Source organism: Niallia taxi (assembly GCF_004005475.1).
Lineage (GTDB): Bacteria > Bacillota > Bacilli > Bacillales > Cytobacillaceae > Niallia > Niallia taxi.
In genome coordinates, this window is record NZ_RZTZ01000022.1 from 44,599 (window position 1) to 56,236 (window position 11,638).

Consider the following 11,638-nt stretch of genomic DNA (forward strand, 5'->3'; position numbering starts at 1 on the left):
TAGGACAAGCTATGCGGTCATTCGACAGCATCTCTTATCATTTTATGCCGAATAGTTTTTTGGCATTTTCCGTAGTTTTAGCAGCAACTTCTTCAAAACTGATACCTTTTATCGCTGCAATTTCCTCTGCAACAAACTTTACATAACTCGGCTCATTTCTTTTGCCTCTGTATGGTGTTGGTGCAAGATAGGGGCAATCAGTTTCAATTAGCAGTTTATCCAGTGGGATTGCTGCTGCCGCTTCCTTAGGTTTTCTGGCGTTTTTGAAAGTGACAGTTCCCCCTAAAGAGATATAAAAATTCATGTCGATGCATTCCATTGCTGTCTCAACACTTCCTCCGTAACAATGCATAATACCCCCAACCTCTGAAGCTCCCTCCGATTTGAGAATCTCAACAATATCAGCGGTTGCTTCCCGATTATGAATGATAATTGGAAGCTTCACTTTTTTCGCTAAATGGATCTGCTTTCTGAAAACTTCCTTTTGGATATCCTTAGGAGACTTGTCCCAATGATAGTCCAAACCCATTTCTCCAATAGCAACTACCTTTGGGTGACTTGCCAATGATTCAATCCAATTTAAATCCTCATCTGTCATATCAATAGCATCTACAGGATGCCAACCGACACTAGCATAGATAAAATCGTATTGCTCCACTAATTCCATAGCTCTTGTAATTGTTGGCCGATCGAAGCCAACTACGACCATTTTTTCCATTCCAGCTTCCATTGCCCGGTTAATTACTTCTTCTAAATCTTCATCAAATTGGTCTGCATTTAAATGTGTATGTGTATCAAATAGCATAATAAATCCTTTCCTTATCGCGATTAGTCATATTTCTTTCTTATTCCCTTAATTGCTAACTAACTATCCTTAATTGGACAGAAAAACATAGAAATATGCTTAATAAATGCAATTTCTATGTTTCTCCAACTTTTATTATTTAACTTTTGAGCCTAATGGCAGCGATTCATCTACTGATGCAATCGACAGAACTCCATCCTGACTTCCAGCAAGAATCATGCCTTGTGATAATTCGCCTCTTAGCTTAACAGGCTTAAGATTTGTAACGCAAATAACTCGTCTGCCTACAAGCTCCTCTGGCTTATAATATTGTGCAATGCCTGATACGACTTGTCTTTTTTCATATCCTAAGTCAAGCTGCAGCTTCAGCAATTTATCCGCTTTTTTTACTGGTTCAACTTGAAGGACCTGTGCAACCCTTAAATCAATTTTCATGAAATCATCAATTGAAATTTCTTCTGCTTCAGGAACTTCCTGCTTTTCTGGTTGTTTTTCCTTGCTCTCTTCTACTACGGCAGGTCCTTGCATTTCCTTTTTGATGTATTCCACTTCTTCAGCAATATCAAGTCTTGGGAAAATAGGCTCTCCTTTTTCTACCTTTGTACCTGAAGGGATTGCTCCAAACTTGTCAAGGCTAGACCAAGTTTTCAACTCCTCTGCTTGAATATTCAGCTGCTGGAAGATTCTATCAGGTGTTTTTGTCAGGAATGGTTTTAACAGAACACCGATTCTTCTTAATGACTCTGCAAGATGAACCATTACTGTTGCAAGTTCTTCTGTTTTTTCTTCCTTAGCTAGAACCCAAGGCTGTGTTTCATCAATGTATTTATTATTTCTGCTGATTAGCTGCCATAGATTAGTAAGCACTACAGAAAACTCCATATTATCCATATGCTTTTCATACAATGCTTTAGTTTCCTCATGTGCCTCTACAAGTGACTTTTCAAAGTTTCCTTCAGATCCCTTGTATTCAGGTACAACTCCATCAAAATACTTATTGATCATTGCAACCGTTCTGTTCAACAGGTTTCCTAAATCGTTTGCCAGATCAAAGTTTACTCTTTCAACAAAGCCTTCTGGAGTGAATACGCCGTCAGATCCGAATGGTACCTCACGCAGCAAGTAATAACGCAATGCATCAAGACCATATCTTTCGATTAATGTAACAGGATTCACTACATTTCCTTTTGACTTAGACATTTTTCCATCTTTCATCAATATCCATCCATGAGCAAAAACCTTTTTAGGCAATGGTAAATCAAGTGCCATCAACATGATTGGCCAATATATTGTATGGAAACGAACAATCTCTTTTCCAACTAAATGGACATTTGCTGGCCAAAACTTCTGATAAAGGGAGTCATTTTCAGAACCATATCCTAATGCTGTAATGTAGTTAGACAATGCATCAATCCAAACATATACAACATGCTTAGGGTCACCAGGTACTTTAATTCCCCAGTCAAAGGTTGTCCGAGAAACGGCCAAATCCTCTAGTCCTGGTTTAATAAAGTTATTAATCATTTCATTTTTACGGGATTCCGGCTGGATAAATTCTGGATTCTCCTCATAAAACTTAAGAAGTCTGTCTGCATATTTGCCCATTCTGAAAAAGTAAGATTCCTCTTTTACCAGTTCCACTGCATGACCGCTATCAGGGCTTTTTCCGCCGATAATTTTACCGTTTTCATCATATATAGGATCTACAAGCTGAAGCTCTGTGTAATAAGTTTCATCAGACACAGAGTACCAGCCTTGGTATTCATCCAAGTAAATATCACCTTGTTCAACAAGCTTTTGGAACATCTTGCTGACTACTTCTGTATGTCTTTTTTCCGTTGTACGGATAAAGTCATCATAGGAAATATCCATGGAATCCCAAAGCTCCTTGATTCCAGCCACAATCCCATCAACATATTCTTGAGGAGTGATACCAGCTTCCTCTGCTTTACGCTGAATTTTTTGCCCATGCTCATCTGTACCTGTTAGGTAACGAACATCAAATCCTTTAAGTCGCTTATATCTTGCCATTGCATCTCCTGCAACAGTCGTGTAGGCGTGTCCAATATGTAGATTTCCGCTAGGATAATATATTGGGGTTGTTATATAGAAAGTATCTTGCTCTTTCAACTTTTTCCCTCCTAAAATTATTGCTTATGTAATATGCATAATACTTATTGTATCAATACTTGCTCTAATCTTAAAACTACAAGTTATATAATTGCTCCTGAAATTTTCTGGTATTTTTGTAGACTTCCTGTTTTTTTATGAAATATCATAAAAAAGGCAGCTAATCATTGCCATTTTGCCCTTATATCCCCTCAAAATATACCCAAAATCCAAAGTTTTTGCAACTGTCTGCAAGTACCTATCCATTTCATCAATATCCTATTTTTGTTCTATATATTTAACGTATGATTCGACATCTGTAATGTTGTTTTTTGTCGAATCCAAGCTTTTATTTTCTCAAAAATAATTATTTTATTTTTACATTTATAAGCTTTTTCTGGTATTTAAAGTATATATAATATGCTATTTAACCTATAAACAAAGGAATTCTCTTCTATTATCTCACTTTAAAAATAAAATAATTGACGTATATGGGAATGGCTGGTATTATATATACAAACAAAGAAATTTGTCGAATATTATCGAAAAAAATATATATAAGGTTTATCGGGAGGAGAAAAGGAAATGAAATCTACTGGAATTGTTCGTAAAGTTGACGAATTGGGACGTGTTGTAATACCTATCGAATTAAGACGTACATTAGGTATTGCTGAAAAGGATGCTTTAGAAATTTATGTGGATGATGAAAAAATCATCTTGAAAAAATATAAACCAAACATGACTTGCCAAGTAACAGGTGAAGTTTCTGATGATAACCTAACACTTGCTGATGGAAAATTAATTCTAAGCCGTGAAGGTGCAGAACAACTTATCAACGAAATCAAAAGTTCATTTGAACTTTCTAAATAATAATAAAAAGGCATGGGCTTCTAATGAAGCCCATGCTTTTTTAATCTATATGATATTCTTGATAAACTTCCCGTTTTGGCATGCTTCGATCTACAGCAGTACGCTTAATAGCCTCTTTCGCCTGCAAATCGTCTACTTCTATATAATGATTTACATGCTCTACAATGGAAAGGCTTGTCCACCATTGTTCCTCTGATGCTTCAACTGCTTCTCCCTTTTCAATAACAATACAAAATTCGCCTCGTATCTCATCAGTATTCGCCCAGTCGATAACCTCATCTATTGTTCCTCTTATGAACTCCTCATAAATCTTTGTTAATTCTCTGCATAGAGAGATATTTCTATCACCTAAAATATCCTTTATCAACTGTAAGGTTTCCTTTAATCGATGGGGAGACTCATATAATAGGACTGTTCCAGAAATATACTTTAATGCTTCCAGTTCCTTTTTCTTCTCCTTTTTTTGTCTGTTAAGAAATCCGTAGAAGTAAAAAGGATGTGTTGGCAATCCTGATGCAATTAAAGCAGTTAACGCTGCATTTGCTCCAGGCAATGGAACAACAGGCAGTCTGTTTTCCACTGCTGCAACGACAAGCTCATAGCCTGGGTCAGCAATTGTTGGCATTCCAGCATCACTGACAAGGGCCACAGTCTTTCCGGATTGTAGTGTCTCAATTAACTTGCGACCACTTGCTTCCTTATTATGCTCGTGATAGCTTACAATGGGAGTGGTTATTTCAAAATGATTGCATAGTTTTTTTGTATTACGCGTATCCTCAGCTGCAATGATATCTGCTTCCTTTAAAATCCTAACAGATCGAAAACTCATATCTTCCAAATTACCTATCGGAGTTGGGATTAAGTAAAGAAGCCCACCATCATTCTTATAGCTTTTTTGCTGCCACATGTTTAACACCATTTTCCTTCCTCATATAAGACTCTTTTCCTTTTCTGTTCAACTGCTTGAAGGCATACTCTGCTTTTAAAGCATGTGACTTATCCAAAAACACTTCATGATAAATCAACTGAACGGGCAATCTCGCCCTCGTATACTTAGCCCCTTTTCCTTCATTATGCGTTTTAAGGCGCTTTTCAAGATTATTTGTGTAGCCTGCATAATATGTATTATCCTTACATAACAGGACATAAAAATAGTGGTTAGTTGTTTCCATATAAAATACTAGCCATTTCTTCTGTATACTCATTCAAGCCTTTATAAACATATAAAGGGGGTAATACTTTCAGATCAGGTTTCCCATCCTTTATGCCTTCCACTAGTAGTATATTTGCTTCCTTACCCTCTTTAGGATATACAAACCGAATCCTTTTTGGCTCTATTCGATATGCCCGCATTAATGTAATGATATCAAGCAGTCTTCCTGGTCTATGTACAAATGACACCTTTCCACCCTGCTTCACTAGCTGACTTGCTGAGCGAATAGTATCTTCAAGTGTGCACATTATTTCATGTCTTGCAATGGCCAAGTGCTCGTTTTCATTTCGTTCCTCAAGTGAGTCTGTTTGGAAATACGGCGGGTTGCAAGTAACTGCATCGTATTTCTCAAAACCAAGCTGTGCTGGTGCATCCTTGATATCGCCATTGACCATCTTAATATTATCTTCCAATTTATTATAGGCAACACTTCTGCATGCCATATCATATAACCGCTCCTGAATTTCTACCCCAATAATAGAAGCTCTTGTTCTTAAACTCAAAAATAACGGAATTACACCATTTCCACTGCAAAGGTCCACTATTTTTCCTTTTGCGATAGGAACTGTTGCAAAGTTTGCCAATAATACTGCATCTAAAGAAAACGAAAACACAGTTGGACTTTGAATAATTTTCAGCTTTTCTGCCAACAAGTAGTCAAGCCTCTCATCTCCTATTAGCTGAACCAAATATGTTACCTCCATTTTGTTATGTATTCTATAATATTACCTAAATATACTTAATAATAATCATTCTGCCTATACTTACTCCTCTAATTTAATACCTAAAAAAATAGGGTGCCCTTTTTTGAAGGACAAACCCTATTTTTTATTAAGGAAGGAAAGACAAAACAAGCAATCTCCGTCTTTTCTTGGGCTTCCGAAATGAAGGTTACAAATATGAAAACCTTCTTGATAAAGCCTTGCTAGATTATCATATCCTTCTCCAATATCCATGTGTTTTTCTTCTATATGCTTGGTGGACTTTCGGTGTTTCTTTTTAGTCTGTTCCTTTTGCTCCTTGCTTGCTTGGGACTGACTTTCCAAATGCCTTCTTAAATTTTCATTTTCCAGCGTTAGTGTATTATTTTCTTCAATCAATTCGGCTACATGCTGCTTTAGTTCACCTAATTGTTGATATAAATGACCAATTTGGCTTTCCATATTTATTACTGAATCAAAGATTTCTTTTTTATCCACTCTTCCACCTCATTAATCCGTGGATTGAACTGAAACAGTATCTTTTTGCAATATTTCTTCCAAAGTATATTCAAGCACTCGTTCTTGTTCAGAAATTTCCACTTGGAGTACACGTTCTAATATATTTAATCCTACCACTTTTCCTCTTCCATCAGGTGTTGATATCCATTCTCCTAAATCTGGAAGCTGTTCTTTTGCAGATTCATATTCATCATTCTCATACTTAAGGCAGCACATCAGCCTGCCGCAAAGTCCTGAAATTTTTGTTGGATTTAAGGAAAGATTCTGGTCCTTAGCCATCTTGATTGATACTGGTTCAAAATCACCTAAGAATGTCGAGCAGCAGAGCATTCTTCCACATGGTCCAATGCCGCCAAGCATTTTTGCTTCATCTCGAACACCAATCTGACGCAGTTCTATCCTAGTTCTGAATATAGCAGCTAGATCCTTTACTAACTCGCGAAAATCCACTCTGCCATCTGCGGTAAAATAAAAAATTACTTTATTGCGGTCAAATGTATATTCTACATCTACTAGCTTCATATCTAACTCATGCAGACTTACCTTTTCACAGCAAACCTCATATGCTTCTTTTGCTGCAATCCGGTTTTCCTCTACAATCAATTGATCTTTTTGATCCGCGATTCGGAGCACCTTTTTCAGAGGCAAGACTACATCATTTTCGTCAACCTGCTTAGGAGCTATTACAACTTTCCCATATTCCACTCCACGCACTGTCTCTACGATCACGAAATCCCCTTTTTGGATATCCATCTCATTCGGATCAAAGTAATATATTTTTCCAGCTTTTTTAAAGCGGATTCCTACAACATTATACAACTGAAGATCCCTCCTGCAGCTTCAATACAAGCTGTTCCATCAATAACTGTGGATTCATATTACCCTGCAGCTTTCGTTTTGCTTCAAAGATGGATGTCATTTGTTCTGTCAGCATTTGGGATGATGTTTTAAGCGCAAGCTCTTCTAACTGTGACCGCTCATTAATAAAGACTATTTGTTCATCCTTACCTAACTGGATATACAATAAATCCTTAAATAGCAGCAACAGTAAATCTAATCCCCTATCATACTGATCTTTCTCTTTGAAATGGACAAACCACTCTCTTTGAAGGGCAACTAATGCTTCTAAAGGATTTCCTTTAAGAGTCATATACAATTTTACCACTATTTTTTGCGCTTGTACAAACCATTCATCAGAACTTAGCAGAAACGCTTCATCATAATCATTGGTAATCTGCGCAATTATTGGTGCATCACTTGCCTTCATTCCATCTGCCTTTAGCTGCTCCTGCATTTTTAATGGAGAAAGAGGTGTAAATGATAGTACTTGGCACCTCGATAAAATGGTTGGGAGAATCTGATGTATTTGTTCCGTTAAAAGGATTGCTGTAGTATCTGCATGTGGTTCCTCAAGAAATTTCAGCAGACTGTTTGCAGCATTTGTTGTCATCTTATCTGCATGTATTATTACATAAATCTTCTGTCTTGATTCGACACCTGTTTTTGAAAACTCTTCCTGTAAGCTCTGAATTTGGTTTTTCTTAATAGACAAGCCATCCGGCTCAACAATATGTACGTCCGGATGGTTGTTATTATTAATCCTCTTGCAGTTTGAACATTCCTCACAGGGCCTATAACCTTCAATAGCCCTTTCACAAAGAATACTTTTTGTAAGTATTTGGCTTACGTCCCTTTTGCCTGTTCCTCTCATTCCTTCGAACAGATAAGCGTGCGCTAAACGGCCTTTCATAAGGCTGTTTCTTACCATTCTTAATACAATCGGCTGCTCCTGTTCAAGCTGTTCCCATGTTTTTATCAACACGATCACTCTCTTACGTATATATATTAATTAATAAGCCCTTTATTTCTCCAATTTTCCCTAGGATGTTTAAACTGTTCTTTTCCTTACTCATTACTTCCTCTGTAAGCTCGACTAGTTTATCATCAACAACTTGGACGACACTTAAATCACGTCCTTGCCCGAAATGATCCCATGATTTTTCTTTTTTTAATCCTATACCAAAATCAACTGCTTCTTTAACAAATTGCTTGACCAGTGACTTAAACTTATTCAAGTCTTTTAAATTCTGTGATCTGCCCAATCTGGTGCCAGTATCATCAATATTTTTCATTAATGCCTGCAGCTGACCTGTCTGTAGTTTTTCATTTTGTTTTGTGACAAGCTCACGAAATTTTGTTTCAACTTGCCCAGTCTTTATCTCTTGCTTCGATGCATCTGTATTCACACGAATGTCTTTATTTATTTTCATTAGTTTCCTCCGATAAAAGCATCATAAAAAATCCTTTATATTTAGAGGTATTAACCTTACGCTCCAACCATATCAGAATTGCTTAAACTGCTCTACAGGCAATACGAATACAGTTGCTCCGCCTACCTCAACCTCAACTGGATACGGTACATACGAATCAGCGTTCCCTCCCATAGGTGAAACTGGTGCAACTAGCTGATCTCGTGATTGGCAGTTTTCTTTTATTATTTGCAGTGCTTTTTCCACACGAATATCTTCTGTTCCTATCATAAAGGTAGTATTGCCTGATTTCAAAAATCCTCCGGTACTAGCCAATTTAGTAGCTCTAAAGTTATGCTCTACAAGAGCATTCAATAACTTAGCACTGTCTTTATCTTGGATTACTGTTAAAATCAATTTCATTTTATCCAACCCCTTTATTTATAGTTTTACCAGAATTACTGCTTTTTCCTATTATAACAATAAATAATAAAACAGACATATATAAATAGAAAAATAAGAGCTCTGCTGTATCTACCTATTCAGTATGGCATCAATAGCTCGTAATGACTGTTCAAAGACATCTTCTACCCCTTGCGACGCCTCTATTTTATGAAGTCTTTCTGGGAATTTATCAATAACTTTGTAATATCCCTCTTGGACGCGTTGGTGAAAATCCAACTGTTCCAAATCAAGCCTGTTTATTTCACGGTTATTTGACTTATTAATTCTCGCCAGACCTGCTTCTGGATCAAGATCAAAATACAGTGTTAAGTCAGGCATTACTTCTCCAATGGCAAACTCATTTATCTTCCAAATTTCCTCTATGCCAATTCCTCTTGCATAACCTTGGTAAGCAAGTGAACTGTCAATAAAACGATCAGAAAGCACTACAGCGCCTTCCTCTAATGCCGGAATAACCTTCTCAACTAAATGCTGCCTTCTCGCAGCGGCATACAATAGCGCCTCTGTCCTGCCATCCATTTCAGTATGATCAGGGTTTAATATTATTTCGCGGATTTTCTCTGAAATTCTGATGCCCCCTGGCTCTCTTGTTTTTACTATCTTTATACCTTTCTCTATATAATGCTCATAAAGCATTTCTAAAATGGTTGTTTTTCCGGCGCCCTCTGGCCCCTCCATCGTAATAAAAATCCCTTTTTTCATGTCAATCTCCTTAATTCTTTATAAAAACGGTTATTTTATCCTTATATATAGATGAGTTCCCTTGAAACCTGCAACCACTGCCAACCAATACTTTTAGTTTTTGGATATGCAGATTTGTTATCTCTTCTCCCGGCATAAGCAATGGTATACCCGGTGGATAAGGAATGATAGGTTCAGCATTAATCATATGCAAAGAATCCTCTAGCTTAACTTCCTGTTTAGCATGATTAATTTGCTCTAAATCGTTTAACTTTAATTCTACTATATTGGTATATAGATTTATAGGTGCACCTTTATCTTCCTCTGCTGGCAATAGTCGTGGGGTAAAGGAACTAACAGCAGTCTTTATTTTTTTAAAAGCAGCTTCAAATGGATATTCCATCTGATTTTTTAATAGTGGAAGTACTAAAAGTACATTATGTAAGTCTGCCATTTCACAATAAATCCCTGCTTCCTCCAATTTATTCTGAAGTTCAAAGCCAGACAGTTCACATCTACTCTGAATCGTCAGTTTTAATGGATCACCAGCCTGTCCATTATATGCCATGACTTCCAGTTGCTTTAAGGAAGATAATCTTTCTTTAAACTTTGCAGCTTCCGCTATTAAATATGCACTGTCCTCCTCTTTATATGTACCCAAATAGCTTCTCGCCAAATCAAGCGATGCCATAATGACATAAGAGGGACTGCTCGATTGAAGGATACCTAAGTATGTTTGCAGTTTATTCATGGAAACCTTGTTTGTATTAAAATGAAGATACGAACCCATCGTTAAGGCAGGTAATGTTTTATGTGCAGATTGAACAACAATATCTGCTCCGAGCCTCACAGCTGAAACTGGGAATTTTGATGAGCCTATAAAATGGGCTCCGTGCGCTTCATCAACTAATACAGTCAAATTGTGTTTATGTGCCATTTCAATTATTTTTCCTAGTTCTCCAACCATACCATAATAATTAGGAGAAGTAAGTATAAGTACCTTTGCCTTCGGATACTTCTGTATTGCCTCTATAATTGTTTCACATGAAACAGTGCCTTCTACTTTCCACTTACTATCATAACTGGGATTTAACAAAATAGGCCTACCCTTTGCAAGCTTTATCCCATTCATAATTGATTTATGGCTATTCCTTTGTACAAATATTTGATCTCCTTCTTCCACTGTAGACATTATCATTGCTAAGTTGCCTACTGTTGAACCATTAACTAAGAAATAGCTTCTTTTGGTTTGATATAACTCTGACAGTAGTATTTCTGCCTCTAATATAACACCACTGGCTGAATGCAGGTCATCTAGTCCGCTAAGCTCCGTTACATCATAGTTCCACACATTTTTGAAAAATGCTTGTTTTTGCATAAGCAAACCATTCTTATGACCTGGAACATGAAATGATATTGGTTTATTATTGATGAATTCTTCTAACCTAGTATATAAAGGCGTCTTTTCCTGCACGATATTTCCTCTTTTCCTTTTGCTTCTCTTTATTGTACCATTCGCCAACTTTGAATAAAATGTGCGCATTGACCTCAATTATTCCTAAGTGATTCTTTTTGAGTTATCTGAATTTTGTATACATGTTTAAATTGTTGGCTACAATGATTTTAGGGAGGTGGAATTCATTGAGTATTGAATCTCAGAAGTTGGTCCAGTCTTATGTGGAGAAATGTTTATTTTGTGAGCAGAAAAAAATGACTGGTATCCATCTTTACCAGTCACTTATCTGTACGGATTGTGAACATGAAATGTTGAACACAAAAACTAATGATATCAAATATAAATTCTATGTCCAAAAGTTAAAAAATGCTCATTATGCCCAGCAAAGGCGCCAAGCTTAAAAAACAAAAAAGCATCTAGTAATGTACTAGATGCTTTTTTCCGTGCCTGGCGACGTCCTACTCTCACAGGGGGAGAGCCCCCAACTACCATCGGCGCTGAGAAGCTTAACTTCCGTGTTCGGTATGGGAACGGGTGTGACCTTCTCGCTATCGCCACCAGACTATTATG

The 11,638-nt window shown here is 37.0% G+C and carries 14 protein-coding genes and 1 rRNA gene; 2 read left to right on the forward strand and 13 right to left on the reverse strand.

What is annotated here, in order from left to right:
- Positions 1-37: 37 nt before the first annotated feature.
- A complete protein-coding gene (locus tag EM808_RS26605) occupies positions 38-805 on the reverse strand; it encodes a TatD family hydrolase (protein WP_127742563.1) in 768 nt (255 codons plus the stop codon).
- Positions 806-940: 135 nt separating this feature from the next.
- Complete coding sequence (metG, locus tag EM808_RS26610; protein ID WP_127742565.1) at positions 941-2,935, reverse strand: methionine--tRNA ligase; 1,995 nt, start codon at positions 2,933-2,935, stop codon at positions 941-943.
- Positions 2,936-3,499: 564 nt separating this feature from the next.
- On the opposite strand from metG, the gene EM808_RS26615 reads away from it, so the two are divergent.
- On the forward strand, positions 3,500-3,784 hold the full coding sequence (locus EM808_RS26615; RefSeq protein ID WP_127742567.1) for an AbrB/MazE/SpoVT family DNA-binding domain-containing protein: 285 nt from the start codon (positions 3,500-3,502) through the stop codon (positions 3,782-3,784).
- A 40-nt stretch (positions 3,785-3,824) separates the two neighbouring features.
- On the opposite strand, the gene rsmI is transcribed toward EM808_RS26615, so the two are convergent.
- The 10 genes from rsmI to EM808_RS26665 all read right to left on the reverse strand — a co-directional run bounded on the left by rsmI (position 3,825) and on the right by EM808_RS26665 (position 11,089).
- The gene (gene rsmI / locus EM808_RS26620; RefSeq protein ID WP_127742593.1) at positions 3,825-4,691 is read right to left on the reverse strand and encodes a 16S rRNA (cytidine(1402)-2'-O)-methyltransferase; all 867 of its coding nucleotides are present in this window, start codon (positions 4,689-4,691) and stop codon (positions 3,825-3,827) included.
- The gene (locus tag EM808_RS26625) at positions 4,669-4,956 is read right to left on the reverse strand and encodes a GIY-YIG nuclease family protein (RefSeq protein WP_127742595.1); all 288 of its coding nucleotides are present in this window, start codon (positions 4,954-4,956) and stop codon (positions 4,669-4,671) included. Before EM808_RS26625 ends, rsmI begins: the two co-directional genes overlap by 23 nt.
- A complete protein-coding gene (locus EM808_RS26630; protein WP_127742569.1) occupies positions 4,943-5,686 on the reverse strand; it encodes a tRNA1(Val) (adenine(37)-N6)-methyltransferase in 744 nt (247 codons plus the stop codon). The genes EM808_RS26625 and EM808_RS26630 overlap by 14 nt, the downstream gene beginning before the upstream one ends.
- A gap of 132 nt (positions 5,687-5,818) precedes the next feature.
- Positions 5,819-6,196 carry a DNA replication initiation control protein YabA gene (gene yabA / locus EM808_RS26635; protein WP_127742571.1) on the reverse strand — a complete coding sequence of 126 codons (378 nt, stop codon included), beginning with the start codon at positions 6,194-6,196 and terminating at the stop codon, positions 5,819-5,821.
- A 12-nt stretch (positions 6,197-6,208) separates the two neighbouring features.
- Positions 6,209-7,036, reverse strand: a complete 828-nt coding sequence (locus EM808_RS26640) for a PSP1 domain-containing protein (RefSeq protein WP_127742573.1) — start codon at positions 7,034-7,036, stop codon at positions 6,209-6,211.
- Positions 7,029-8,036, reverse strand: coding sequence for a DNA polymerase III subunit delta' (gene holB, locus EM808_RS26645; RefSeq protein ID WP_127742575.1), 1,008 nt, complete (start codon positions 8,034-8,036; stop codon positions 7,029-7,031). The genes EM808_RS26640 and holB overlap by 8 nt, the downstream gene beginning before the upstream one ends.
- Positions 8,037-8,049: 13 nt before the next feature.
- Positions 8,050-8,487, reverse strand: coding sequence for a YaaR family protein (locus EM808_RS26650; RefSeq protein WP_127742577.1), 438 nt, complete (start codon positions 8,485-8,487; stop codon positions 8,050-8,052).
- 72 nt (positions 8,488-8,559) lie between these two features.
- Positions 8,560-8,889 (reverse strand): cyclic-di-AMP receptor, encoded by a 330-nt coding sequence (locus EM808_RS26655; RefSeq protein ID WP_127742579.1) that lies wholly within the window; start codon positions 8,887-8,889, stop codon positions 8,560-8,562.
- A 111-nt stretch (positions 8,890-9,000) separates the two neighbouring features.
- Complete coding sequence (tmk, locus tag EM808_RS26660) at positions 9,001-9,633, reverse strand: dTMP kinase (RefSeq protein WP_127742581.1); 633 nt, start codon at positions 9,631-9,633, stop codon at positions 9,001-9,003.
- A gap of 10 nt (positions 9,634-9,643) precedes the next feature.
- Positions 9,644-11,089: an aminotransferase class I/II-fold pyridoxal phosphate-dependent enzyme gene (locus tag EM808_RS26665; RefSeq protein WP_235856730.1), complete on the reverse strand. Its 1,446-nt coding sequence runs from the start codon at positions 11,087-11,089 to the stop codon at positions 9,644-9,646.
- A 140-nt stretch (positions 11,090-11,229) separates the two neighbouring features.
- Between EM808_RS26665 and EM808_RS26670 the strand changes: the two genes are divergently transcribed.
- Positions 11,230-11,469 (forward strand): sigma factor G inhibitor Gin, encoded by a 240-nt coding sequence (locus tag EM808_RS26670; RefSeq protein WP_127742585.1) that lies wholly within the window; start codon positions 11,230-11,232, stop codon positions 11,467-11,469.
- A 44-nt stretch (positions 11,470-11,513) separates the two neighbouring features.
- Here EM808_RS26670 and rrf read toward each other — a convergent pair.
- Positions 11,514-11,630 (reverse strand): 5S ribosomal RNA (gene rrf / locus EM808_RS26675).
- Positions 11,631-11,638 lie beyond the last annotated feature (8 nt).